Origin of the sequence: Raoultella sp. T31, from assembly GCF_002806725.1 — a bacterium.
In the GTDB taxonomy this organism is placed as follows: Bacteria; Pseudomonadota; Gammaproteobacteria; order Enterobacterales; family Enterobacteriaceae; genus Klebsiella; species Klebsiella electrica.
On the sequence record NZ_PIBO01000008.1, the window covers coordinates 1 to 25717 of the forward strand.

The window sequence follows — 25717 nt, forward strand, 5'->3', positions numbered from 1 at the left end:
GCCTGAGCGACCACCTTTAATCGGATGGCAATTACACAGAATTATTTACAGGGTCATGAGTGCTCGTTAAGTTTACGAGTATCAGGGTCTATCCAGCCAGGGACATTTTTAGTCAGTTGCTGTTTGCCTTCTAATGCAAGCTGTGCTCTATGCTCCCATGCAGCACTTACCTTGATTGATTTCTCTTTTGATTGCTGATGTGCGATGTGTGCGGCTATCTTCAATTGAATAGATGTATCAAGGTCATCAATATTGGTGCTGGTGTAGATTTTGCCTGATTCGAGACAAATCACATCGACACCTTTACCCGTAATGAGGTCTACAAGGTTTTCGGTATTACGTGCTTTCTGTCGGTTAAGACGGGTTTCTGATTCGACAAGTAAGACTGTTTGCCCTGACAGGTACTTACCATCCTGTATCTTTTGAAGCATTCGGCCAAAATCGCCTTTCAGATGGTGACCGTGATATGCCGATGCACCTTCATCAGAGAATTCATCGACAACTTTTGCATCAGGGTTATCTTTCAGCCATCTCTCAAACAGACCTTTCTGGCGGCGTATTGAGTCACCACGTTCTTGTGGCTTACTGCTGAAACGAAGGTATGTAATTACTTGACGCATAGTGATAGACTCGACGTAAATGATTATCAATTAGCAAAGAACCTTGAAAAACTATGGCTTATGCTACCTCGCCGAATAGCTCAAATACAATGACCCTTGATTTACCTCGCCGCTTCCCGTGGCCGACGCTGCTGTCCGTGGCTATCCACGGTGCCGTTGTGGCGGGGTTGCTTTATACCTCGGTACATCAGGTTATTGAACAGCCCTCTCCCTCGCAACCGATCGAAATTACGATGGTTGCACCGGCAGACCTTGAACCGCCACAGGCCGCACAACCGGTAGTGGAGCCCGTTGTTGAACCGGAGCCTGAGCCGGAGGTCGTGCCGGAACCCGAGCCGCCAAAAGAAGCGCCGGTCGTCATTCACAAGCCCGAAGCCAAACCTAAGCCGAAGCCGAAGCCTAAACCGAAGCCAGAGAAGAAGGTCGAACAGCCGAAACGTGATGTGAAACCGGCGGAAACGCGCGCAGCTTCACCGTTTGAAACGACCAATACGGCGCCGGCGCGTACGCAGCCGAACTCCGCGCCAGCCATGGCGAAGCCCACCCAGACCGCGCCGAGCGGCCCGCGAGCGCTGAGCCGCAACCAGCCGTCATACCCGACACGTGCACAGGCACTGCGCATCGAAGGTTCTGTTCGCGTCAAGTTTGATGTCACGCCGGATGGGCGCGTGGATAACATAGAAATTCTCTCCGCGCAGCCAGCTAATATGTTTGAACGGGATGTGAGAAACGCGCTGCGCAAATGGCGCTATGAAGTGGGCAAGCCGGGAACCGGCGTCACCATGACGATCAAATTCCGTCTGAAGGGCGTTGAGATAAGCTAACCGCGTTGTAATCAGGCCCCCTCAGGGGGCCTTTTCCGTTAAGACCGCATCCAGCGCTTTCTGCGCCGTCACCAGATGCTGGCCGCCGAACAAAATCGCCCGGTTTAACAACGTGTAGAGCTGATAAACCGGCTGACGTTCAAGAAAGTCAGCGGGCAGCGGCGATATCGACTGGTAGCCATCGTAGATCTGCGGCGGCTGTTCAGGGTGCAGCGGCAGCATCGCCAGATCGCACTCTCTGTCTCCCCAGTAACAGGCGGGATCGAAAATGTAGGGGCCGTTTGGTCCTAGCGCGCAGTTTCCCGACCACAAATCCCCATGCAGCAGTGACGGTTGAGGCTGGTGATTGCTCAGGCGCTGCTGCACATTATCGACGATGCTGTCGATGTCACCGAAGTTGAGCCCTTTTTCGGCAGCCAGCTCCAGCTGCCAGCCGATACGCTGTTCGGCAAAAAAAGTCGACCAGCGGCGTTGCCAGGCGTTCGGCTGCGGTGTAGTGGAAAGATCGTTATCAAAATCCAGCCCAAACTGCGGCTGATCGCTCCACTGATGCAGGTGCGCAATATGCTGACCGAGTAAGAAGGCGTTGTGCGCGTCCAGCGGGCGAGGGGGCAGATACTCCATGACCAGGAAACTGTAGTCGCGATCGCTGCCAACAGCATAAACCTGCGGAACGCTAACGGTTTTACTCCGCGACAGCAGCTCGAGCTGATCTGCTTCAGCGGTAAAGATAGGCAGCAGTTCTCGCTCATCACATTTAACAAAGTAGTCCCGTCCGCCGAAACGTAAGTGCCAGGCCGCATGAATTTCGCCGCCGGGCAGTTCGTTGCGGAGTTCGATTTCAGCGGTTTCGGTATGCCAGTCGCTTAACAACGTGCTGATAGCTTGCCACATGCTGTCTCTCCCCTTGTTTTCCACCATTTCATAAGGTTAGCCCATAACCCCGGTGTAAAATTCGAACTGACGCACAACTGGCGCGCTCCGCTGCGCGAATCGCACTTATTGAGCTTTCAACCACTCCGCAAATGTGGTGACGGTAACGTCGACGGGGTGGCCCAGCGCTGTTTCCGCCAGTCCGGCGCTAAGCGCTTTGACCTCGTCGGCGCTTTGCCCGGAAATCAGGCCAAAGGTATTCGTCCCCAGTTCATGGACCTTACCGTTTTCGTCATTCAGCACGAGAGTAAATCCTGCGCGGGTGAGATGATTACTTAGCTCGTTAATTTCGGTCAGCGTCTCTTCCTGAAAATTGACCGTGACGACGCGGGTAACAATTTCTGTGCTCATTTTTCACCCTGTTGTAATCCATGGAATTTTCAGCATAGACCATGATGATGATTTGGCGACTCCCTCTGCGTCAGCAGAGGGAAGGGGGAACTAGCGACCGCACAGATAAGTGTAGATTTTTTGTGTGTTTTCCAACGAGCACAGGCGGGTACCCTGATTAATGGTGGCGGCGCTACCGGCGGCGACGCCGAAGCGGACCATATCCTCCAGACTGGCATCTTCCGCCAGACGCAGGGTCATAGCGCCCACCATGCTGTCGCCGGCGCCAACGGTACTTTGGCTTTTCATCGGCGGCGGCACGACCTGTACACTGCCGCTGGCATCAACGCCCAGCGCACCCTGTGGGCCGAGTGAGACCACCACCCGACGGACTTTACCCGAACGAATCAGCTCCTGCGCTGCGTGTCGAACGTCATCCGGCTGGCTCAGATCGCGCCCTACCAGGGCACTCAGCTCTTTCTGATTAGGCTTGACGAGTTCAATATTGCCGACATCAAGAGCGGCGGCCAGCGCCTCGCCCGAACTATCAATGATGCAGCGAAGTCCGTGACGCTGCGCGCTTTTGACTAACTGAGTCAGGTTGTTAACGTCGATGCCTGGGGGCAGGCTGCCGCTCACGACCAGCAATGAGCCGGTTTCGATTGCCAGAACTTTTTCTTCGAGAAGGCGGAACTCTTCTTCCGTTAAGGCGGCGCCAGGCATGACGAAACGGTACTGTTCGCCGCTTGAGCCGACATGTACATGCAGATTTTGCCTCGTCCAGTCGTGCGCCTCGACAGGCACAACCGGAACCTGTTCTGCGGTGAGCAGCGCCGTAAGGTGTTCGCCAGTGGCGCCACCGGCCGGATAAATGGCGGTGGCTTTACCGCCGAGAAAGGTGATTGCCCGCGCGACGTTGATACCGCCACCGCCGGGTTCGAAAATCGGCGCGCTACAGCGGAGTTTGCCTTCAGGATACATTTGTGGCGTCAGCGTTGCGCTGTCGAGCGAGGGAGCCAGCGTTAGCGTATAGATTTTAGTCATCTAATTTCCTCCATGATACGGGTTAAGCTGTTCTGTTTTTAAGCATGGCACTTCTTCCCGGGAAGAGGAAGCGATTGCGGGTCGTGATTTGTAAAGCACTTTTTATTTTTATCTTTATGAAATAAAGATTGTTCCAGGAGCTGTCTTATTCAAAAAATGAAATAGTAATTGATTGCTATGTCAATCGTGCTTTTTTATAATTCTCTGCCTTTCATTGGACCTGCAAGATACAGAAATCATTCAAGAGGCGGCGAGGGAAGCCATCCTACGCAAGCACAGTTCAGGCTGCGTGGGGGGATGTCTTAGTGACTCGAGCAAAGAAGTCGCCTGAAGGATGACGCGCGTATAGCGATCCTTGCGAAAGTTTCCGGGACCAGCTGGGTCTCTCTTTTTGTTGTACGGACTCTAAATTAAATGAAGCTTTTGAAGACAGTACCCGCAGCGGCATTGCTGGCGGGGGGGCTCTTTGCGTCGGCGCACGCATTGGCCGATGATTCCGTTTTTACTGTTATGGATGACCCTTCCACTGCCAAAAAACCTTTCGAAGGTGCTGTTAACGCCGGCTATCTGGCGCAGTCCGGAAATACGAAAAGTTCTTCAGCGACCGCGGATTCCACGTTGACCTGGTACGGCGATACGACGGCATGGTCGCTGTGGGGTAATGCCAGCAACACGTCGTCTAACGATCAGCGCTCCTCCGAAAAATACGCGATTGGCGGTCGTAGTCGTTACAACCTGACCGACAGCAACTACTTGTTTGGCCAGGCCAGTTGGTTGACTGACCGCTATAATGGCTATCAACAACGCGACGTTTTAACCGCAGGTTATGGTCGCCAGATTCTGAACGGCCCGGTCCACAGCCTGCGCTTTGAATTTGGTCCTGGCGTGCGCTATGACGAGTATACCGATGGCGATAATGAAACCCAGCCGCTGGGCTACGCTTCCGGTACCTGGGCCTGGCAGATGACCGATAACGCTAAGTTCACTCAAGGGGTATCGGTGTTCGGTGCTCAGGACACGACGCTGAACTCAGAAAGTGCCCTGAACGTCGCTATCAATGCGCATTTTGCGCTGCGGGTCGCCTACAACCTGACCTGGAACTCCGAACCGCCATCATCGGCGCCGAATCATACCGACAGACGCACGACGCTATCTTTAGGGTATAAGATGTAATTTATTTCAGGCCGGGAAACCGGCCTGATTGTTTTAAAATTAACAACCAGCGACATTATTATTTTTGGTCTTTTGTTTCGTTTTTTATAAAAAGAAAATAACTCCATAATTTCCTCATCATTCATTTTTTCCTGACAACTCTGCAGATAATTTGACACAAATAGCTAAATATTACGTCGAACAAAAGTATGATCGGGATCTATACTGTTGACTAATGACAAAGATGCGCTCTTTGCCCGACAATCTTCAGTAAATAAGAGAATCATCATTATGAAAAATAGCAAAATCGCAACTGCGGCTGTGATGCTGTGCACCCTGTCATTTGGCGCGTTAGCCGCCGATCCGCTCCCGCAGCCAGGCAACACCGACCACACGCAGATCGGTATTGCCAAGGCCACCGACGTGGAAGCCGGGTCGAATATTGCTCCCGGTTCACAATCAACCGGTCACTCTATGGATGATGCATTTAATGTCCATACCCTTGTGGCCGGCGAGTGGTCCTGATTTTCTCGATAATATGGTGACCTTTCAGGGAATATAAAACCGGGTAGCGTTGTACCGGTTTATTTCCTGAATTGCGGGCAAAAGTGATTTCTCTTGTTTGCTCTTTTTACTCTGTGCGTATTGTGGTGCGAGCGGCATTCCTTTTATTGTCCGTCTTTTGTCCGCCGCGTTGTTCCCGTGGCTGAATATTCAGCAGATGATTTCCGTCCTCCCCTTGTTTTACCCATAACCGCCACCATTTATCCGGTTCTGACTTTTAACACGCACTAATGATGTGTAAACTAAGGGCCGGTGTTATCAACAGGCGGCTGCAGGTGGGAATGGTTCGGTAAACGAGCGTCCCCATATTTCGCAGAGTGAAGCGGGAACTGAGCTATAACTTGTTGATAATTATTATTATATTGTTTTGTATGTGCTCTTTCGTGTGGGGCACCACTGCAAATAAGGACATAAAATGCCTGTAATTACGCTTCCTGATGGCAGCCAACGCCATTTTGACCACGCCGTCAGCCCGCTGGATGTTGCTCTGGATATCGGTCCGGGCCTGGCGAAAGCTACGATCGCTGGACGGGTGAATGGTGAGCTGGTTGACGCCTGTGACCCCATCGAAAACGATGCCACCCTCTCTATCATCACTGCAAAAGATGAAGACGGTCTGGAGATCATTCGTCACTCCTGCGCGCATCTGCTTGGTCATGCGATTAAGCAACTGTGGCCAAACACTAAGATGGCTATCGGTCCGGTTATCGATAACGGCTTCTATTATGACGTTGACCTCGATCATACGCTGACCCAGGAAGATATCGACGCGCTCGAAAAACGTATGCACGAGCTCGCCGAGAAGAATTATGACGTCATCAAGAAGAAAGTCAGCTGGCACGAAGCGCGTGAAACCTTCGTGAAGCGCGGCGAGACCTATAAGGTTTCTATTCTTGATGAAAATATCGCCCATGATGACAAGCCAGGCTTGTATCATCATGAAGAGTACGTCGACATGTGCCGTGGACCGCACGTGCCGAACATGCGTTTTTGTCATCACTTTAAACTGATGAAAATCGCGGGCGCGTACTGGCGCGGCGACAGCAACAACAAGATGCTGCAGCGTATTTACGGTACCGCGTGGGCAGATAAAAAAGCGCTTAACGCGCATCTGTTGCGTCTGGAAGAAGCGTCCAAACGCGACCACCGCAAAATTGGCAAGCAGCTCGACCTGTATCATATGCAGGAAGAGGCGCCGGGCATGGTCTTCTGGCATAACGACGGCTGGACAATCTTCCGTGAGCTGGAAGTGTTCGTGCGCTCCAAGCTGAAAGAGTACCAGTACCAGGAAGTGAAAGGCCCGTTCATGATGGACCGCGTGCTGTGGGAAAAAACCGGGCACTGGGACAACTACAAAGATGCGATGTTCACCACCTCTTCTGAGAACCGTGAATACTGCATCAAGCCGATGAACTGTCCGGGTCACGTGCAGATCTTCAACCAGGGTCTGAAATCGTACCGCGATCTGCCGCTGCGTATGGCTGAATTCGGTAGCTGCCATCGTAACGAGCCTTCGGGCGCGCTGCATGGTCTGATGCGCGTACGTGGCTTTACTCAGGATGATGCGCACATCTTCTGTACAGAAGAGCAGGTCCGTGAGGAAGTGAACGCCTGTATTCGTATGGTCTACGATATGTACAGCACCTTTGGCTTCGAGAAAATCGTCGTCAAACTCTCAACGCGTCCGGAAAAACGTATCGGAAGCGACGAGACCTGGGATCGTGCTGAGGCGGATCTGGCGGTCGCGCTGGAAGAGAATAATATCCCGTTTGAATATCAACTGGGTGAAGGCGCGTTCTACGGTCCGAAAATTGAATTTACTCTGTATGACTGCCTCGATCGTGCATGGCAGTGCGGTACGGTACAGCTGGACTTCTCTCTGCCGCAGCGTTTAAGCGCCTCTTATGTGGGCGAAAACAACGAGCGTCAGGTACCGGTAATGATTCACCGCGCAATTCTGGGGTCCATGGAGCGCTTCATTGGCATCCTGACCGAAGAGTTTGCCGGCTTCTTCCCAACCTGGCTTGCGCCGGTGCAGGTCGTGGTGATGAATATTACCGATTCTCAGTCTGAATACGTTAACGAATTGACTCGTAAACTACAAAATGCGGGCATTCGGGTAAAAGCGGACTTGAGAAATGAGAAGATTGGCTTTAAAATCCGCGAGCACACTTTACGTCGTGTCCCGTATATGTTGGTCTGTGGCGACAAAGAAGTCGAAGCTGGCAAAGTGGCCGTGCGTACCCGTCGTGGTAAAGACCTCGGCAGCATGGACGTAAATGAAGTGATCGAAAAGCTGCAACAAGAGATTCGCAGCCGCAGTCTTCAACAACTGGAGGAATAAGGTATTAAAGGCGGAAAACGAGTTCAAACGGCGCGTCCGAATCGTATTAATGGCGAAATTCGCGCGCAAGAAGTTCGCTTAACAGGTCTGGAAGGCGAGCAGCTTGGTATTGTGAGTCTGAGAGAAGCTCTGGAAAAAGCTGAAGAAGCCGGAGTAGACTTAGTCGAAATCAGCCCTAACGCCGAGCCGCCGGTTTGTCGTATTATGGATTACGGCAAATTCCTCTATGAAAAGAGCAAGTCTTCTAAGGAACAGAAGAAAAAGCAAAAAGTTATCCAGGTTAAGGAAATCAAATTCCGTCCTGGCACCGATGATGGCGACTACCAGGTAAAACTCCGCAGCCTGGTTCGCTTTCTGGAAGAGGGTGATAAAGCTAAGATCACGCTGCGTTTCCGCGGTCGTGAGATGGCTCACCAGCAGATCGGTATGGAAGTGCTTAATCGCGTCCGTGACGATCTGAGTGAACTGGCAGTGGTCGAATCCTTCCCATCGAAGATCGAAGGCCGCCAGATGATCATGGTGCTCGCTCCTAAGAAGAAACAGTAAGGCCTTCAAGTAGCAACTCCTGTGGCGCCTTCAGGCTACACAGGCGTTGTTCGCCTATGTTTCGTTTATTAACAATGCGAAGTGGAAGTTATTAAAATGCCAAAAATTAAGACCGTACGCGGTGCTGCTAAGCGCTTCAAAAAAACCGGTAAAGGTGGTTTTAAGCACAAGCACGCTAACCTGCGTCACATTCTGACTAAAAAAGCTACCAAGCGTAAACGTCACCTGCGTCCGAAAGCCATGGTTTCCAAAGGCGATCTGGGCCTGGTAATCGCGTGCCTGCCGTACGCATAAGTCGTTAACCCTTTTAAACTTTTTAATTAGAATAGATACAGGAGAGCACATATGGCTCGCGTAAAACGTGGTGTAGTTGCCCGTGCACGTCACAAGAAAATTTTGAAACAAGCTAAAGGCTACTACGGTGCGCGTTCTCGCGTATACCGCGTTGCCTTCCAGGCTGTTATCAAAGCTGGTCAGTACGCTTATCGTGACCGTCGTCAGAAAAAGCGTCAGTTCCGTCAACTGTGGATTGCGCGTATCAACGCAGCAGCACGTCAGAACGGTATTTCTTACAGCAAATTCATCAACGGCCTGAAAAAAGCCTCTGTTGAAATCGACCGTAAGATCCTGGCTGACATCGCCGTATTCGACAAATTAGCGTTCACCGCGCTGGTCGAAAAAGCGAAAGCAGCTCTGGCATAAGCCAGTTGAAAGAGGGAGCTTGTCTCCCTCTTTTCATTTCAACACCATCAATACATTGACTTTTATTGCCGTAAGCTTTTCAATACAGGTCTTACGTTTCGTACCAGACAAGGTAATGCAAGCATGAATGCTGCTATTTTCCGCTTCTTTTTTTACTTTAGCACCTGAACTCAGGAGGCTAGCGCGTGAAAGAAGAAACGGAAAACAGCGCCAGAAAGCCTCCCACTGTGGAGGCTTTTTTCGTATATGAACGTGTTCATTCTATTTCAAGCTGCAGGTGTGCGGGCTGAGTGCGCATCCGGCGACGGCGATTTCTCTGCGCTAAGTGCCATGCGGCCCGGTGCCGCCTGTAACTCGAAATAGTCAGAATAAAATAATGACCATAACCGGTGTCTGCACCGACATAATGAGGAAAACCATGTCACATCTCGCAGAGCTGGTTGCCAGTGCGAAGGCAGCCATTAATGAGGCATCAGATGTTGCCGCGCTGGACAACGTCCGCGTGGAATACCTGGGGAAGAAAGGGCATCTGACCCTTCAGATGACGACCCTGCGTGAGCTGCCGCCAGAAGAGCGTCCGGCGGCTGGTGCGGTCATCAACGAAGCGAAAGAGCAGGTTCAGCAGGCGCTTAACGCGCGTAAAGCGGATCTGGAAGGCGCAGCGCTGAATGCGCGTCTGGCCGCAGAGACTATCGATGTCTCTCTGCCGGGTCGTCGTATTGAGAACGGCGGGCTGCATCCGGTGACGCGGACCATCGACCGTATCGAGCACTTCTTCGGTGAGCTTGGCTTCACCGTAGCGACCGGTCCGGAAATCGAAGATGACTACCACAACTTTGATGCGCTGAACATTCCGGGCCACCACCCGGCACGTGCCGATCACGATACCTTCTGGTTTGATGCGACGCGTCTGCTGCGTACCCAAACCTCTGGCGTGCAGATTCGTACGATGGAAAACCAGCAGCCGCCGATCCGCATTATTGCGCCGGGCCGCGTTTACCGTAATGACTACGACCAGACCCACACGCCGATGTTCCACCAGATGGAAGGTCTGATTGTTGATACCAATATCAACTTCACCAACCTGAAAGGGACGCTGCACGACTTCCTGAATAACTTCTTCGAAGAAGACCTGCAGATTCGTTTCCGCCCGTCCTACTTCCCGTTTACCGAACCGTCCGCGGAAGTTGACGTCATGGGTAAAAACGGCAAGTGGCTGGAGGTCCTCGGCTGCGGCATGGTGCACCCGAACGTGCTGCGCAATGTGGGCATTGATCCGGAAATCTACTCCGGTTTCGCCTTCGGCATGGGGATGGAGCGTCTGACGATGCTGCGCTACGGCGTGACCGATTTACGTGCGTTCTTCGAAAACGATTTGCGTTTCCTCAAACAGTTTAAATAAGGGCAGGACAGAACAATGAAATTCAGTGAACTGTGGTTACGCGAGTGGGTTAACCCGGCGATCGACAGCGAAGCGCTGTCCGATCAGATTACCATGGCTGGCCTCGAAGTGGACGGCGTTGAGCCGGTTGCCGGTAGCTTCAACGGCGTTGTGGTGGGCGAAGTGGTTGAGTGCGGCCAGCACCCGAATGCCGACAAACTGCGCGTCACCAAAGTCAACGTCGGCGGCGAACGTCTGCTGGACATCGTCTGCGGGGCGCCAAACTGCCGCCAGGGGCTGAAAGTTGCGGTTGCCACCATCGGCGCCGTGCTGCCGGGCGACTTCAAAATTAAAGCCGCGAAACTGCGCGGTGAACCTTCCGAAGGGATGCTGTGCTCGTTTTCTGAGCTGGGCGTTTCCGACGATCATAGCGGCATTATCGAACTGCCGGCAGATGCGCCGATCGGCACGGATATCCGTGAATACCTGCAGCTGGACGATAACACTATCGAAATCAGCGTCACGCCGAACCGTGCGGACTGCTTAGGTATCATCGGCGTCGCCCGCGACGTAGCCGTTCTGAATAAAGAACCGCTGAACGCGCCGGAGATGCCCCCTGTTGCCGCCACCATTACCGATACGCTGCCTATTAGCGTTGAAGCGCCTGAGGCCTGTCCTCGTTACCTGGGCCGCGTGGTGAAGGGTATCAATGTTAAAGCGCCAACCCCGCTGTGGATGAAAGAGAAACTGCGTCGCTGCGGTATTCGCTCTATCGATGCGGTGGTTGACGTCACCAACTATGTGCTGCTCGAACTGGGTCAGCCGTTGCATGCGTTCGATTGCGACCGCATCAACGGCGGCATCGTGGTCCGTATGGCGAAAGAGGGTGAGAAACTGGTTCTGCTGGATGGCACCGAAGCCAAACTGGATACCGATACCCTGGTCATTGCCGATCATCACAAAGCGCTCGCGATGGGCGGTATCTTTGGCGGTGAACACTCTGGCGTCAATGACGAAACGCAGAACGTGCTGCTGGAATGCGCATTCTTCAGCCCGCTGTCCATCACCGGCCGCGCGCGTCGCCACGGTCTGCACACCGACGCCTCTCATCGCTATGAGCGCGGCGTGGATCCCGCGCTGCAGTATAAAGCGATGGAACGTGCAACCCGCCTGCTGATCGATATCTGCGGCGGCGAAGCGGGTCCGGTTATCGATGTGAGCAACGAAGCTGCGCTGCCGAAGGCGGCGACCATTACCCTGCGTCGTAGCAAACTGGATCGTCTGATTGGCCATCATATTGATGATGCGCAGGTCAGCGATATTCTGACTCGTCTGGGCTGTGAGGTGACCGCTGGCGAAGGCGAATGGCAGGCCGTCGCGCCGAGCTGGCGCTTTGATATTGCCATCGAAGAAGACCTGGTCGAAGAGGTGGCTCGCGTTTACGGCTATAACAATATTCCGGACCGGCCGGTGCAGGCGGGGCTGATTATGGGCACCCACCGCGAAGCGAATCTGTCGCTGAAACGTGTAAAAACGCTGCTTAACGACAAAGGCTATCAGGAAGTGATCACCTACAGCTTCGTTGACCCGAAAGTGCAGCAGCTGGTTCATCCGGGTGAAGAAGCCCTGATTCTGCCAAGCCCAATCTCCAGCGAAATGTCGGCGATGCGTCTGTCGCTGCTGACCGGCCTGCTGGGTACGGTCGTGTACAACCAGAACCGTCAGCAAAGCCGCGTGCGTATTTTTGAAAGCGGTTTGCGCTTTGTTCCGGATACTCAGGCTCCACTGGGCATTCGTCAGGACGTGATGCTGGCTGGCGTTATCTGCGGCAACCGCTACGAAGAGCACTGGAATCTGGCAAAAGAGACCGTTGATTTCTATGATCTGAAAGGCGATCTGGAGTCCATTCTCGACCTGACCGGTAAATTAGCGGATATCGAATTCCGCGCGCAAGCGAACAAAGCCCTGCATCCGGGGCAGTCAGCGGCGATTTATCTGAAAGGTGAACGTATTGGTTTCATTGGGGTTGTTCATCCTGAACTGGAACGTAAACTGGATCTGAACGGTCGGACTTTAGCGTTCGAGCTGGAGTGGAACAAGCTTGCAGACCGCGTGGTGCCTCAGGCGCGCGAGATTTCTCGTTTCCCGGCGAACCGTCGTGATATCGCCGTTGTCGTTGCGGAAAACGTACCCGCAGCCGATGTTTTGACAGAGTGTAAGAAAGTTGGCGTAAATCAGATAGTTGGCGTAAACTTATTTGACGTGTACCGTGGTAAAGGGGTGGCGGAAGGCAGTAAGAGCCTTGCGATTAGCCTCATCCTGCAGGATACCAGCCGTACACTCGAAGAAGAGGAGATTGCCGCTACCGTTGCCAGATGTGTAGAGGCATTAAAAGAGCGATTCCAGGCATCATTGAGGGATTGAACCTATGGCGCTTACAAAAGCTGAAATGTCAGAATATCTGTTTGATAAGCTTGGGCTTAGCAAGCGGGATGCCAAAGAACTGGTAGAGTTGTTTTTCGAAGAGGTGCGTCGTGCTCTGGAAAACGGAGAACAGGTAAAACTCTCCGGGTTCGGCAACTTCGATTTGCGGGATAAAAACCAACGCCCGGGTCGTAACCCGAAAACGGGGGAAGATATTCCCATTACAGCCCGGCGTGTGGTGACCTTCAGACCCGGCCAGAAACTTAAAAGCCGTGTCGAAAACGCTTCGCCCAGAGACAAATAATCTGAACTAACTAAAAAGGCCGCTGATGCGGCCTTTTTCTTTTACATTGAAAATTAACTGCTTATGGCCATAACCTTCACTTCGACGAGGATGTCAGGGCACGCCATCCCCGCCTGGACGTCCGCGCGTGCCGGTCATCGGGTCAGTCAGTTATCTGTTACTCTGCGGGAGGTTTTGCTTTTCTCACCTCCGTCGCCACCGTAAAATCACCGCTATCTCTTTCTGGCATGACGGAAATTATGCTGACCTTTGCCCAAACTCAACAGCGCCGCAACCGGCGTTGGCTCATTGCACTCCTGCTGTTGCTTCTCGCCATGATAACCGTCAGTCTCTGCGCCGGAGAGCAGTGGATTGGCCCGCAGGAGTGGGTCAGCGCCAAAGGGCAGCTGTTTATCTGGCAGATTCGTCTGCCGCGTACCTTGGCCGTTCTGCTGGTAGGGGCCGCGCTGGCGCTCTCCGGGGCTATCATGCAGGCCTTATTCGAAAACCCGCTGGCGGAGCCGGGGCTGCTCGGCGTCTCCAACGGCGCTGGCGTGGGGTTAATTGCCGCGGTATTGCTGGGCAAAGGCCATCTGCCGGGCTGGGCGCTGGGGCCGTGCGCGATTCTCGGCGCGCTGGTGATTACCTTTATTCTGCTGCGTTTTGCTCGCCGGCATCTGTCAACCAGTCGTCTGCTGCTGGCGGGCGTCGCGCTCGGCATTATCTGTAGCGCGCTGATGACCTGGGCGGTCTATTTCTCCACCTCGTTCGATCTGCGCCAGCTTATGTACTGGATGATGGGCGGGTTTGGCGGCGTAGACTGGCAGCAGCTGTGGCTGATGCTGGCGCTGTTGCCGGTGCTTATCTGGGCGTGTCTGCAATCACAGCCGCTGAATCTCCTCGCGCTGGGTGAGGTGTCTGCCCGTCAGCTGGGACTGCCTCTCTGGCTATGGCGCAGGCTGCTGGTGGTGGCGACAGGCTGGTTGGTTGGCGTGAGCGTGGCGTTGGCGGGGGCAATCGGATTTATTGGGCTGGTGATACCGCATATTCTGCGCTTATGCGGCTTGAGCGATCATCGGGTACTGCTTCCGGCCTGTCTGCTTGCTGGCGCCAGTGCGCTGCTCGGCGCCGATATCATTGCCCGCCTGGCGCTGTCGGCGGCGGAATTACCGATCGGCGTGGTCACCGCGACGCTGGGCGCGCCGGTTTTCATCTGGCTACTGCTGAAATCTACCCATTCGCAATAAGCGGTAGACTGGCGCAGCCATTATCGCTGCGCCAGGGGAGAGCGGGGCTTACCAGCCTTTGATCGCATCGCCTTTGTACACTTCCATCGCTTTATCCGCGACTTCCTTAGTCTGGAAGGCCTCTTTCAGCTCCTGAATCTTTTTACTGTCTTTATTCTCTTCACGTGAAACGATGGCATTCACATACGGAGAGTCAGGTCCTTCCATAAATAAACCATCGCGAGCGGCGGAGAGACCCGCCTGCGCGGAGAAGTTGGTGTTAATAATCGACAGCGCGACGTTGGGATCGTCGAGGGTCCGGGTCAGCTGCGGCGTATCGACTTCAACAATTTTCAAATGTTTCGGGTTGTCGATAATATCCAGCGAGGTCGGCAAATAGCCCACTCCCTCTTTCAACTTGATTAAGCCCTGCGCCTGCAGCAGGAGCAGGCTGCGGCCTAAGGTCGTGGTTTCGTTAGAGATAGTTATCGTTGCGCCGTCCGGCAGCTCGTTGAGATGTTTAATTTTGCGCGAATAGGCGGCAATCGGGAAGACAAACGTTTTACCAACGATGGCAAACTTGTAGCCGCGTTCTTTCGACTGAGCCTCAAGGTAGGGCAGCGTCTGGAAGGCATTCGCGTCGACGTCTTTATTATTTAACGCTTCATTAGGCAGGACGTAATCATTAAAAGAGATGACCTCGACGTCGAGGTTATATTTATCCTTCGCGATCTGCTCAACCACTTTCCAGATAGCTTCATCCGGGCCGGTGTTAATCGCCACCTTAACTTTGTTGTTATCGTCAGGAGAACAGGCCGATAACAACACTACCGATGTGGCGATTAATACCGAACTTAACAACTTTTTCATCTATAAAACTCTCTCAAATGGGTCCATAACAAAAGGCTATTACATCCGTTTAACACTGTACACTGAATTGTCTGCTGACCATATTGAGAGGAATTCATGTTACCGGCCTTTATGGCGCGGTATTCCTGGCGGCCGATTCGACGTACAATGAACGCTCGTGAATCCGCTACAGTAGATAGGGATCACCTTAATCAGCAACCTGCTTTATGGACGGAGGGAAGGCTATGCAACACGATATTCTGAATACTGAAGTCACCACTATTGATGGTCAAAAAACGACGCTGGCTGATTATGCCGGTCGCGTTTTGCTGATTGTGAATGTGGCGTCAAAATGTGGTCTCACGCCGCAATATGAGCAGCTCGAAACATTGCAAAAAGATCTCGAAAACGACGGGTTTACCGTACTTGGCTTCCCGTGCAACCAGTTTCTGGGTCAGGAACCGGGGAGCGAAGAGGAGATCAAGACGTTTTGCAGTACCACCTATGGCGTGACTTTCCCGCTGTTCAGCAAGGTAGACGTCAACGGGGAACATCGTCATCCGCTGTACCAGAAACTGGTTGCGGTCGCGCCGCAGGCCGTGGCGCCGGAAGGCAGCGGTTTCTACGAGCGTATGGCAAGCAAAGGCCGGGCGCCAGCCAACGTCGGCGACATTTTGTGGAATTTCGAAAAATTCCTGCTGGGCAAAGATGGCCAGGTTATTCAGCGCTTCTCGCCGGATATGACCCCGGACGATCCGCAGCTGGTGGCCGCCATTAAAGGGGCGTTAGCGAAATAATGCCGTTTTTGATGCAACTGCGTAATGTCATAGAGGCGGGGCGTCTGGCGCCGTTTAGCGCGCAGGTCCGTCCCGGTGAAATGGTCCATCTGGTCGGGCCAAACGGCGCAGGCAAAAGCACGCTGCTGATGCGAATGGCAGGCCTGACCGCAGGTCCCGGAGAGGTTGTTTTCAACCAACGTAAACTGGAACAGTGGTCGGCTCAGGAGCTGGCGCGCCACCGGGCCTACCTGAGCCAGCACCAGATGCCGCCTTTCGCCATGCCGGTATGGCACTACCTGTCGTTGCATCTGCAGCAGGGCGGGCAAAGCGAACTGCTCGGCAGCATTGCCGGTAAGCTGGGCCTGAGCGATAAGCTCGGGCGCCAGGTGAATCATATCTCTGGCGGCGAGTGGCAGCGCGTGCGCCTGGCGGCGGTCATTCTGCAGGTTCATCCGCTGGCGAATCCGGCGGGGCAACTGCTGGTGCTGGATGAACCGATGAACAGCCTGGATGTGGCGCAGCAGGCGGCGCTCGATCGGGTGCTCGGCGAACTGTGCGAGTCGGGCGTGGCGGTGGTGATGAGCAGTCACGATCTTAACCATACCCTGCGACACGCACATCAATCCTGGCTTATCTGCCGGGGACAGGCCATTGCCTGCGGTGAGACATCGGCGGTGCTAACCGAAGAAAACTTAACCGCGGCCTACGCGATTCCTTTTCAACGCATCGCGGTCGCCGGTCATTTTATGCTCGTGGCGTCACAGTAGCACGAAGCAACCTTGCCAGTGCATTGATAAACCAGCTAAATTATCCTGACGAAATGATAAGGAACAGAGGAATCGTCTGAGATGCGTTTGTGGTTCATTTTACTGGCGGCGCTATTGCTGGCTGGCTGCAGCCACCACCGGGCGCCGCCGCCGAATCCGCGGCTTGCAGATTCCATTACCGTTATCGCCAACCTGAACGAACAGCTGCGCAACTGGCGGGGCGCGCCGTATCGCTATGGCGGTATGTCTCCGCGTGGGGTCGATTGTTCCGGGTTTGTCGTCATGACCTTCCGCGATAAGTTTGCCCTGCAATTGCCGCGTGAAACTCGCGATCAGGCAGAGATTGGCACTAAAATTGATAAAAGCGAGTTGTTACCGGGGGATCTGGTCTTTTTCAAAACCGGTTCCGGCGACAGCGGTCTGCATGTGGGCATCTACGATACCGACAATCAGTTTATCCATGCCTCGACCAGCCAGGGGGTGACGCGCTCCTCCCTGAATAACGTCTACTGGAACAAGAAATTCTGGCAGGCCCGCAGGATATAGCGACGGACGTCGTAGCGAAGGGGAAGCACTGGCTTCCCTTTTTTATGTCGATAACCCTGCGGTTCTCCCGTGTTAATACCGTGTTGAAGGCACTACACTGGAGAGAGGAGGAACCATGACCCTGTCTTTTACTACCCACTGGCGTGATGAACTGCCGGATTTCTATACCGCTTTAGCGCCCACCCCGCTGAAAAATGCCCGACTTGTCTGGCACAATGCGCCGCTGGCGCAAACCCTGGGTATTCCAGAGGCGCTGTTTCATCCGGCGCAGGGCGCCGGCGTTTGGGGCGGTGAAACGCTGCTGCCCGGCATGTCGCCACTGGCGCAGGTTTACAGCGGCCATCAGTTTGGCGCCTGGGCCGGCCAGCTTGGCGATGGCCGGGGGATTTTGCTGGCTGAACAGCAGCTGCCGGATGGCCGCCGCCTGGACTGGCACCTCAAGGGCGCCGGACTGACGCCCTATTCGCGAATGGGCGACGGGCGAGCGGTGCTGCGTTCGACGATCCGCGAAAGTCTAGCCTCGGAAGCCATGCATGCGCTGGGGATCCCGACGACGCGCGCGCTCGCCATGGTCGCCAGCGAAACCCCCGTGCAACGCGAAACGCTGGAAAGCGGCGCGATGTTGCTGCGCCTGGCCGAAAGCCACGTGCGCTTCGGCCATTTTGAACATTTTTATTATCGCCGTGAGCCGCAAAAGGTACAGCAGCTGGCCGACTACGTGATTCGTCACCACTGGCCAGCGCTGGTGGATGAAGCCGATAAATACGTGCTATGGTTCCGTGACGTTGTCACGCGGACGGCGACGCTGATCGCCAGCTGGCAGACGGTAGGCTTCGCCCATGGGGTGATGAACACCGATAATATGTCGATTCTTGGACTGACGATGGACTACGGCCCCTATGGCTTCCTGGACGACTTCAAACCCGATTTTATCTGCAACCATTCCGATTATCAGGGCCGCTACAGCTTTGAAAACCAGCCGGCGGTTGGCCTGTGGAATCTACAACGTCTCGCGCAGTCGCTGTCGCCGTTTATTGCGGTGGATGCGCTTAATGCCGCGCTGGATGACTACCAGCATGCCCTGCTGACGGTATACGGCCGCCGGATGCGCGATAAGCTGGGGCTGTTCACCCAGCAGAAAGGCGATAACGATCTGCTGGATGGGCTGTTTGCGCTGATGATACGGGAAGGCAGCGATTACACCCGGACGTTCCGCATGCTGAGCGTGAGTGAACAACACAGCGCGGCGTCGCCGCTGCGCGATGAGTTCATCGATCGCGCGGCCTTCGATAGCTGGTTCGCAAACTATCGCGCGCGCCTGCGCGATGAGGCTATCGATGATGCGCAGCGCCAGCAGCAGATGCAGAGCGTCAACCCGGCGCTGGTGTTACGCAACTGGCTGGCACAACGGGCTATCGAGCAGGCAGAACAAGGGGAGATGAGCGAACTGGCGCGCCTGCATGAAGCGTTAAGTCAGCCGTTTACAGACCGGGACGATGATTATGTTAACCGTCCGCCCGACTGGGGAAGGCGTCTGGAAGTCAGCTGTTCCAGCTGACCTTATCTTGCGGACTTTCTCCGTGCCCGCGGGCGGAGACCGTCTATTTAGTCAGAATCAGTTTCCCCGCATGGGTCTGGCGCAGCAAGTAGCGCTGGCCCCCATGTTCAATCACCACCCGGCCTTCAGCGCCGAGTAGGGTATGACTGTTGATCTTACGGTCCGCGGGCATGGGGTAAGGGGCATTGTCTTTTGTTTTTTCTGCTGTGGCAGTGTTATCCATACGCGTCATAGCACCAAAATAAAAATAAAAGAAACAATGATAATCATTATCAGTAATGTTAATTTTCACGGCAAGCGTTATTTGTCAAAACCCTGTTTTTTGGGAGTGTGCGTCAGATTGTGCGGGGAGAATCTCCCCCACCACGGCGTGGCGGGGGCGGGGACTACAGGCGGGTAGCGGTTGCTGCGGCCAGTTCGGCCAGCAAACGTTCGCTATCTTCCCAGCTCAGGCAAGGATCGGTGATGGACTGGCCGCGCGTCAGCGGTTGCCCGGCCACCACTTTCTGCGTGCCTTCCCGCAGGAAGCTTTCGGCCATGATGCCGGCAATCGATGTGGAACCGGCGCGAATCTGCTGGCAGATATCGGCGCACACCTCCAGCTGACGGCGGTGCTGCTTCTGGCAGTTGCCGTGGCTGAAATCAACCACCAGCTGTTCCGGCAGGTCAAATTCACGCAGCGCATCGCAAGCGGCGGCGATATCTTCAGCATGGTAATTCGGCCGTTTGCCGCCGCGCATGATGATATGCCCGTACGGGTTGCCGCTGGTCTGATAGATGGTCATCTGTCCCTGCTTATCCGGCGACAGGAACATATGGCTGGCGCGGGATGCGCGGATGGCGTCGACAGCGATACGGGTGTTGCCATCGGTACCGTTCTTGAAGCCGACCGGACAGGAGAGCGCGGAGGCCATTTCCCGGTGGATCTGGCTTTCGGTGGTGCGCGCGCCGATGGCGCCCCAGCTTATCAGGTCGGCAATAAACTGCCCGGTCACCATATCGAGAAATTCGGTGGCGGTGGGAACCCCCAGCTCGTTGACCTGCAGCAGCAGCCGACGCGCCAGCGCAAGACCGTGATTCACCCGATAGCTGCCGTTAAGGTCAGGATCGGAAATTAACCCTTTCCAGCCGACAACGGTGCGCGGCTTTTCAAAGTAGGTGCGCATGACGATTTCCAGCTGCGGCTGGTAGCGCTCGCGCATCCCCTGCAGGCGGCGCGCGTAGTCCATCGCCGCGTCGGTATCATGGATGGAACACGGTCCGATAATCACCAGTAAACGGCTATCTTCCCCGTTGAGGATCTTTTCAATCCGGCGGCGGGAGGCGGCGACGTGCGCCGCAACGTCGGCAGAGACGGGATGCCGCTGCGCCAGTTCCGCGGGCGTCACCAGGCTTTCAATGCGCGCGGTACGCAATTCATCTGTTCTGTTCATTGGAGTCTCAAAAAATCTGTTTCTTCCGCGGCGAAAATGCCGGGAAGTGATGCGCATCACGATAAACCAATCCCTGTTTATTGCAAGGACAGGTCATGATCCTGTATGGGCCACGGGCGATAGCATAAACAAATTTTCTCCAATGCACTAGTTCATTAGTACATTTTGCGACTCAGTCCCATGATGTCCATGATTTTAGTCGCCATTTCTTCCACTGAATAATTGGTGCTGTTCAGGCACGGAATTTTATTCTTGCGATACAGGGCCTCCACCTCGGTCACCTCCATGCGGCACTGGCGCATCGACGCATAGCGGCTGTTCTCACGACGTTCTTCGCGGATCGCCGCCAGCCGCTCCGGATTAATGGTTAAACCGAACAACTTATGTTGTAAGGGTTTGAGGGAGGCGGGGAGGATCAGGTTGTCCATATCGTCGGCGATAAACGGGTAGTTTGCCGCGCGGATACCGTACTGCATCGCCAGGTAAAGACTGGTCGGGGTTTTGCCGCAGCGCGAGACGCCCAGCAAAATGACCTGCGCCTGATCGAGATTACGTAGCGAGATGCCGTCGTCATGGGCGAGGGTGTAATCAATCGCCGCAATACGGGCATCGTATTTGTTGAGGTTACCTGGCGTCAGGCCATGGGTCCGGTGAGCGATTGGCGTCGGGTCGAGTCGTAGCTCCTGCTGAAGCGGCGCCACCAGCGCCTGTACGATATCCTGACAAAATCCTTCACTTTGCAAAATAATATCGCGAATTTCAGGGATAACGATGGAGTAGAAAACCAGCGGTCGCACGCCGGTCTGCTGATAGATGGCGTCAATTTGTTCCTTTACTGCCCGCGCGCGGCTGATATTTTCGACAAACGGCAGCGTAAGACTGCTGATAGCGACCGGGAATTGCGACATCACCGCATGCCCCAGTACTTCAGCCGTAATGGCGGTACCGTCAGAAATATAAAATACGTGGCGATCTACAGCACTTTCCATTTTGACCATCCGGTATAATGAGTTTAATTATCTGAAAGCAGAAATTAAATTTAAGCATATCCCTTTAGGCTTTGTCTCACTTTAAAAAATGAAATGGTATTTTTATTTTTAATGAAAAGGCCGGTTCAGTTTTCTGTTTTGCCGGAATTTTGTATCTTATTGCAGCAGATTTAAGCAGAATCATTGGGTTAGGTATATCGGGTAAAGTATCCTGAAAAACGAAAAATAATTTGCTTGAACGATTCACCGTTTTTTTAAGTCGCATAAATATGTCAGGATAAATCCCGTAGTTGATCGTGAGTTTTTTATCACTGGTATTAAATCACAAAAGGATTGTCTCGATGTCCAACAATGGCTCGTCACCGCTGGTGCTTTGGTATAACCAACTCGGCATGAATGATGTAGACAGAGTTGGGGGCAAAAATGCCTCCCTTGGTGAAATGATTACGAATCTGTCCGGTATGGGTGTTTCCGTACCGAACGGGTTTGCCACCACCGCTGATGCCTTCAATCAGTTCCTGGACCAAAGCGGTGTTAACCAGCGCATTTATGAACTGCTGGATGAAACCGACATTGACGACGTTTCCGCATTAGCGAAAGCGGGCGCCCAGATCCGTCAGTGGATCATTGATACGCCGTTCCAGAGCGAACTGGAAGACGCGATTCGTGATGCCTATCGACAGCTGTCCGCGGACAATGCCGAGGCCTCTTTTGCCGTGCGTTCGTCCGCGACGGCGGAAGACATGCCGGATGCCTCCTTCGCCGGGCAGCAAGAGACATTCCTCAACGTGCAGGGCTTTGATGCCGTGCTCGTCGCGGTGAAGCACGTGTTTGCTTCGCTGTTTAACGATCGCGCGATCTCCTATCGCGTGCATCAGGGTTATGACCATCGCGGCGTGGCGCTATCCGCCGGGGTACAAAGGATGGTGCGCTCCGACCTCGCCTCATCCGGCGTGATGTTCTCCATTGATACCGAGTCCGGCTTTGACCAGGTGGTATTTATTACCTCCGCCTGGGGCCTCGGCGAAATGGTGGTGCAGGGCGCGGTCAACCCGGATGAGTTCTATGTGCATAAACCGACGCTGGCGGCGGGTCGTCCGGCCATCGTGCGTCGTACCATGGGGTCGAAAAAAATTCGCATGGTTTATGCCTCGACCCAGGAGCACGGCAAGCAGGTGCGTATCGAAGACGTTCCGCAGGCGCAGCGCGATATTTTCTCGTTAACCAACGAGGAAGTGCAGGAGCTGGCGCAGCAGGCGGTGCAGATTGAGAAACACTACGGCCGTCCGATGGATATCGAATGGGCGAAAGATGGCCACACCGGTGAGCTGTTCATCGTCCAGGCGCGTCCGGAGACCGTCCGCTCGCGCGGTCAGGTGATGGAGCGCTACACCCTGCATACGCAAGGGCAGATTGTGGCGGAAGGCCGTGCTATCGGCCATCGCATCGGCGCCGGCCCGGTAAAAGTGATTCACGATATCAGTGAAATGAACCGTATCGAGCCCGGCGATGTGCTGGTGACCGACATGACCGACCCGGACTGGGAACCGATCATGAAGAAAGCCTCGGCAATTGTCACCAACCGCGGCGGCCGTACCTGTCACGCGGCGATTATTGCCCGCGAGCTGGGGATTCCGGCGGTCGTTGGCTGCGGTGACGCGACCGACCGCATCCAGGAAAACCAGAACGTGACCGTCTCCTGTGCCGAAGGCGATACCGGCTACGTCTACGCCGAGCTGCTCGATTTCAGCATTAAGAGTTCAAGCGTGGGGGAAATGCCGGACCTGCCGCTGAAAATCATGATGAACGTCGGTAACCCGGATCGCGCATTCGACTTCGCTTGTCTGCCGAACGAAGGCGTGGGGCTGGCGCGTCTGGAGTTCATCATCAACCGCATGATTGGCGTCCACCCGCGCGCGCTGCTTGAGTTTGACGATCAGGAACCCGCGCTGCAGAACGAAATCCGCGAGTTGATGAAAGGCTACGACTCGCCGAGAGAGTTCTACGTCGGTCGGCTGACCGAAGGGATTGCGACCCTTGGTGCGGCGTTCTATCCGAAGCGCGTGATCGTGCGTCTGTCCGACTTCAAATCTAACGAATACGCCAACCTGGTGGGCGGCGAGCGTTATGAGCCGGAAGAGGAAAACCCGATGCTGGGCTTCCGCGGGGCCGGTCGTTACGTCTCCGATAGCTTCCGCGATTGTTTCGCGCTGGAGTGCGATGCGGTGAAACGCGTGCGCAACGATATGGGGCTGAACAACGTCGAAATCATGGTGCCGTTTGTCCGCACCGTCGCCCAGGCGAAAGCGGTGGTTGAAGAGCTGGCGCGCCAGGGACTCAAGCGCGGCGAAAACGGTTTGAAAATCATTATGATGTGCGAAATCCCGTCGAATGCGCTGCTGGCCGAACAGTTCCTCGAGCACTTTGACGGTTTCTCCATCGGCTCGAACGACATGACCCAACTGGCGCTTGGCCTCGATCGCGACTCCGGCGTGGTCTCTGAGCTGTTTGACGAACGTAACGACGCGGTGAAAGCGCTGCTGTCGATGGCGATTCGCGCGGCGAAGAAGCAGGGTAAATACGTCGGCATTTGCGGCCAGGGCCCTTCTGACCACGAAGATTTTGCCGCATGGCTGATGGATGAGGGGATTGACAGCCTGTCTCTGAACCCGGATACCGTGGTGCAAACCTGGCTTGGTCTGGCTGAAATGAATAAGTAAGCCCTCGTTTTCAATCAGCCGATCCCCGTCAGCAATGGCGGGGATTTTTTATTTTCAGCGCCTGCCGTCCGCCAGTGACGGCCGTACCTGCAAACCGTAAAAATAGCGGTCTGCGGCTCACGGATTCGAAGTAAAAAAAAGCCCATCGTGGGAGATGGGCAAAGACTACACACAGCAATTCGTTGTTTCACTCAGGGGATTTCCATGCTTATAAATCAAGGTGTTGATCTATAACCGTGCCCTAATAGTAGACATAGCCTGTTTTTGCGTCGATCGGATTCATCCCAATAGTTAAACAGGTGTGAAGAATATGCCGATTGCATCTCATGAGAGAGGGGGATAACGGGGGGGGGGAGGAGTGAATTATTTTTATCAGTTTTTCTTATGATTAAGGCGGGTTTCCCCGCCTCGATTTTTTACTTTTGGTTGTTGATATTACTGACATTTAACGCTTCAAGTTCCGCCAGTACCTGATCGGGATCTTTCGGCGGCGGTGGAACCTCCTGCAACCAGGCATCAAACAGGCGCCAGGAGACGGCAAGCAGCACCGGACCGATAAACAAGCCAATCATCCCGAAGGCGATCAGCCCGCCGATAACGCCGGAGAGAATCAGAATCATCGGCAGGTCGGCGCCCATACGAATCAGCATCGGGCGAATAACGTTATCCATGGTGCCCACCACGCAGCTCCACACCAGCAACACCGTGCCCCAGGTGGTATCTCCGCTCCAGTAGAGCCAGATAATCGAAGGGATCAGGACAATCAATGGCCCCAGCTGTACCAGACAGGTGAAGATCATGACCACGGTCAGCAGCGCGGCGTAAGGGACGCCGCTAATCGCCAGACCAATCCCTCCGAGCACCGCCTGAACCAGCGCGGTCACCACCACGCCCAGCGCCACGGCGCGAATGGCCTGACCGGCCAGCAGCACCGCCGCATCGCCGCGTTTTGCCGCCAGACGCGTTGCGAAATAACGGAACCCATAGGCGACTTTCTCACCCTGCCAGTACAGCAGGGCGCTGAACAACAGCATCAGACCACAGTAGACCAGCAGTTTGCCGATATGCGCCGCCTGACCGACGAACCAGGTGGTGGTGGTGCCGATATAGGGACGAATTTTGGCCATGATGGCCGCGCCGCCCATATCCAGCAGACCGTGCCAGGCCGCGTACAGCTTGTCGCCAATCAGCGGAACGCTATTAAGCCACGCCAAATCCGGCAGCGTCACATTCCCGGCGGAGATGAGTTTTATCAGCGGAATGCTGTTATCGACCAGGCTATTTACCAGCAGCGCAATGGGGATGACGAACAGTAAAAACAGTAAGACGGTCATAACCAGCACGGCGAGGGTGCGCTTACCAAACAGCAAACGCTGCAGACGCAGCAGAACGGGCCAGGTGGCGATGACGACGGTGCCTGCCCAGGCGAAGGACAGAATAAAGGGTTGCACCACCCACAGACAGGAGATAATTATCAGGGATAAGAACAGCACCGACAGCAGAATTTGCGGTATATCCCGAGGTTGGCGAGCGTTAATCATAATGAAATTTTACCTTTCCAGTCGCGTCAGAATGCTGGCGCCGCGTAAATCCATATACTGATAATAATATCAATAATTTCACGGGCCTGATTTTGCACATAAATCTCGTGGGCGCATATGAAAAAAATGTGATAAAAAGTTGACTGCGCCACGCAATCGTTT

General features: G+C 54.4%; 26 protein-coding genes, 1 other RNA gene, 1 pseudogene and 1 other annotated feature. Of the genes and pseudogenes, 17 read left to right on the forward strand and 11 right to left on the reverse strand.

Annotated features, from left to right (window positions below):
* Positions 1–53: 53 nt before the first annotated feature.
* Positions 54–620 (reverse strand): recombinase family protein, encoded by a 567-nt coding sequence (locus CWM52_RS07655; RefSeq protein WP_227521269.1) that lies wholly within the window; start codon positions 618–620, stop codon positions 54–56.
* 89 nt (positions 621–709) lie between these two features.
* Here CWM52_RS07655 and tonB point away from each other — a divergent pair, with 89 nt between their 5' ends.
* Complete coding sequence (tonB, locus tag CWM52_RS07660; protein WP_100683552.1) at positions 710–1444, forward strand: TonB system transport protein TonB; 735 nt, start codon at positions 710–712, stop codon at positions 1442–1444.
* Between the two features lie 21 nt (positions 1445–1465).
* On the opposite strand, the gene CWM52_RS07665 is transcribed toward tonB, so the two are convergent.
* From CWM52_RS07665 to pfkB, 3 genes are all read right to left on the reverse strand, one after another.
* The gene (locus CWM52_RS07665) at positions 1466–2338 is read right to left on the reverse strand and encodes a fructosamine kinase family protein (RefSeq protein ID WP_100683553.1); all 873 of its coding nucleotides are present in this window, start codon (positions 2336–2338) and stop codon (positions 1466–1468) included.
* Positions 2339–2443: 105 nt separating this feature from the next.
* A complete protein-coding gene (ghoS, locus tag CWM52_RS07670; RefSeq protein ID WP_100683554.1) occupies positions 2444–2728 on the reverse strand; it encodes a type V toxin-antitoxin system endoribonuclease antitoxin GhoS in 285 nt (94 codons plus the stop codon).
* 90 nt (positions 2729–2818) lie between these two features.
* Positions 2819–3751: a 6-phosphofructokinase II gene (gene pfkB / locus CWM52_RS07675; RefSeq protein WP_100683555.1), complete on the reverse strand. Its 933-nt coding sequence runs from the start codon at positions 3749–3751 to the stop codon at positions 2819–2821.
* Between the two features lie 414 nt (positions 3752–4165).
* Between pfkB and CWM52_RS07680 the strand changes: the two genes are divergently transcribed.
* The 11 genes from CWM52_RS07680 to btuC all read left to right on the forward strand — a co-directional run bounded on the left by CWM52_RS07680 (position 4166) and on the right by btuC (position 14394).
* Positions 4166–4924, forward strand: a complete 759-nt coding sequence (locus CWM52_RS07680; RefSeq protein ID WP_100683556.1) for a DUF481 domain-containing protein — start codon at positions 4166–4168, stop codon at positions 4922–4924.
* Between the two features lie 270 nt (positions 4925–5194).
* Positions 5195–5428, forward strand: a complete 234-nt coding sequence (locus CWM52_RS07685; RefSeq protein ID WP_100683557.1) for a hypothetical protein — start codon at positions 5195–5197, stop codon at positions 5426–5428.
* Positions 5429–5882: 454 nt separating this feature from the next.
* Complete coding sequence (gene thrS / locus CWM52_RS07690; protein ID WP_100683558.1) at positions 5883–7811, forward strand: threonine--tRNA ligase; 1929 nt, start codon at positions 5883–5885, stop codon at positions 7809–7811.
* Positions 7812–7814: 3 nt separating this feature from the next.
* On the forward strand, positions 7815–8357 hold the full coding sequence (infC, locus tag CWM52_RS07695) for a translation initiation factor IF-3 (RefSeq protein ID WP_049267827.1): 543 nt from the start codon (positions 7815–7817) through the stop codon (positions 8355–8357).
* Positions 8358–8453: 96 nt separating this feature from the next.
* Positions 8454–8651 carry a 50S ribosomal protein L35 gene (gene rpmI, locus CWM52_RS07700; RefSeq protein ID WP_001124225.1) on the forward strand — a complete coding sequence of 66 codons (198 nt, stop codon included), beginning with the start codon at positions 8454–8456 and terminating at the stop codon, positions 8649–8651.
* Between the two features lie 51 nt (positions 8652–8702).
* Positions 8703–9059: a 50S ribosomal protein L20 gene (gene rplT / locus CWM52_RS07705; protein ID WP_004102963.1), complete on the forward strand. Its 357-nt coding sequence runs from the start codon at positions 8703–8705 to the stop codon at positions 9057–9059.
* 118 nt (positions 9060–9177) lie between these two features.
* Positions 9178–9303 (forward strand) — a sequence feature (Phe leader region).
* On the forward strand, positions 9183–9227 hold the full coding sequence (gene pheM / locus CWM52_RS26270; protein ID WP_001386830.1) for a pheST operon leader peptide PheM: 45 nt from the start codon (positions 9183–9185) through the stop codon (positions 9225–9227). Its footprint overlaps the feature before it by 45 nt.
* Positions 9304–9477: 174 nt before the next feature.
* Positions 9478–10461, forward strand: coding sequence for a phenylalanine--tRNA ligase subunit alpha (gene pheS, locus CWM52_RS07710; protein ID WP_004863355.1), 984 nt, complete (start codon positions 9478–9480; stop codon positions 10459–10461).
* 15 nt (positions 10462–10476) lie between these two features.
* Positions 10477–12864: a phenylalanine--tRNA ligase subunit beta gene (pheT, locus tag CWM52_RS07715; protein ID WP_100683559.1), complete on the forward strand. Its 2388-nt coding sequence runs from the start codon at positions 10477–10479 to the stop codon at positions 12862–12864.
* Positions 12865–12868: 4 nt separating this feature from the next.
* Positions 12869–13168 carry an integration host factor subunit alpha gene (ihfA, locus tag CWM52_RS07720; RefSeq protein ID WP_004102960.1) on the forward strand — a complete coding sequence of 100 codons (300 nt, stop codon included), beginning with the start codon at positions 12869–12871 and terminating at the stop codon, positions 13166–13168.
* Positions 13169–13407: 239 nt separating this feature from the next.
* Positions 13408–14394, forward strand: a complete 987-nt coding sequence (gene btuC / locus CWM52_RS07725; protein ID WP_100683560.1) for a vitamin B12 ABC transporter permease BtuC — start codon at positions 13408–13410, stop codon at positions 14392–14394.
* 48 nt (positions 14395–14442) lie between these two features.
* On the opposite strand, the gene CWM52_RS07730 is transcribed toward btuC, so the two are convergent.
* Positions 14443–15243: a MetQ/NlpA family ABC transporter substrate-binding protein gene (locus CWM52_RS07730; protein ID WP_100683561.1), complete on the reverse strand. Its 801-nt coding sequence runs from the start codon at positions 15241–15243 to the stop codon at positions 14443–14445.
* A 224-nt stretch (positions 15244–15467) separates the two neighbouring features.
* On the opposite strand from CWM52_RS07730, the gene CWM52_RS07735 reads away from it, so the two are divergent.
* The 4 genes from CWM52_RS07735 to selO all read left to right on the forward strand — a co-directional run bounded on the left by CWM52_RS07735 (position 15468) and on the right by selO (position 18872).
* Positions 15468–16019, forward strand: coding sequence for a glutathione peroxidase (locus tag CWM52_RS07735; RefSeq protein WP_100683562.1), 552 nt, complete (start codon positions 15468–15470; stop codon positions 16017–16019).
* Positions 16019–16768: a vitamin B12 ABC transporter ATP-binding protein BtuD gene (gene btuD, locus CWM52_RS07740; RefSeq protein WP_100683563.1), complete on the forward strand. Its 750-nt coding sequence runs from the start codon at positions 16019–16021 to the stop codon at positions 16766–16768. Before CWM52_RS07735 ends, btuD begins: the two co-directional genes overlap by 1 nt.
* Before the next feature lie 81 nt (positions 16769–16849).
* A complete protein-coding gene (locus CWM52_RS07745) occupies positions 16850–17314 on the forward strand; it encodes an NlpC/P60 family protein (protein ID WP_100683564.1) in 465 nt (154 codons plus the stop codon).
* Positions 17315–17429: 115 nt separating this feature from the next.
* On the forward strand, positions 17430–18872 hold the full coding sequence (gene selO / locus CWM52_RS07750) for a protein adenylyltransferase SelO (RefSeq protein WP_100683565.1): 1443 nt from the start codon (positions 17430–17432) through the stop codon (positions 18870–18872).
* A gap of 43 nt (positions 18873–18915) precedes the next feature.
* Here selO and hemP read toward each other — a convergent pair whose 3' ends face one another.
* The 4 genes and pseudogenes from hemP to CWM52_RS26275 all read right to left on the reverse strand — a co-directional run.
* Positions 18916–19095 carry a hemin uptake protein HemP gene (hemP, locus tag CWM52_RS07755; RefSeq protein ID WP_165785359.1) on the reverse strand — a complete coding sequence of 60 codons (180 nt, stop codon included), beginning with the start codon at positions 19093–19095 and terminating at the stop codon, positions 18916–18918.
* Between the two features lie 163 nt (positions 19096–19258).
* On the reverse strand, positions 19259–20305 hold the full coding sequence (aroH, locus tag CWM52_RS07760) for a 3-deoxy-7-phosphoheptulonate synthase AroH (protein WP_100683567.1): 1047 nt from the start codon (positions 20303–20305) through the stop codon (positions 19259–19261).
* Positions 20306–20460: 155 nt separating this feature from the next.
* On the reverse strand, positions 20461–21294 hold the full coding sequence (locus CWM52_RS07765) for a pyruvate, water dikinase regulatory protein (RefSeq protein WP_100683568.1): 834 nt from the start codon (positions 21292–21294) through the stop codon (positions 20461–20463).
* A gap of 148 nt (positions 21295–21442) precedes the next feature.
* Positions 21443–21559 (reverse strand): annotated as a pseudogene (locus CWM52_RS26275) (hypothetical protein); the annotation flags it as partial.
* Positions 21560–21635: 76 nt separating this feature from the next.
* On the opposite strand from CWM52_RS26275, the gene ppsA reads away from it, so the two are divergent.
* Positions 21636–24014, forward strand: coding sequence for a phosphoenolpyruvate synthase (gene ppsA / locus CWM52_RS07775; protein WP_100683570.1), 2379 nt, complete (start codon positions 21636–21638; stop codon positions 24012–24014).
* A gap of 130 nt (positions 24015–24144) precedes the next feature.
* Here the strand turns inward: ppsA and rprA are convergent.
* Positions 24145–24252: antisense sRNA RprA (rprA, locus tag CWM52_RS07780), an RNA gene on the reverse strand.
* A gap of 178 nt (positions 24253–24430) precedes the next feature.
* Positions 24431–25555, reverse strand: coding sequence for an AI-2E family transporter YdiK (ydiK, locus tag CWM52_RS07785; protein ID WP_100683571.1), 1125 nt, complete (start codon positions 25553–25555; stop codon positions 24431–24433).
* Positions 25556–25717: the final 162 nt, after the last annotated feature.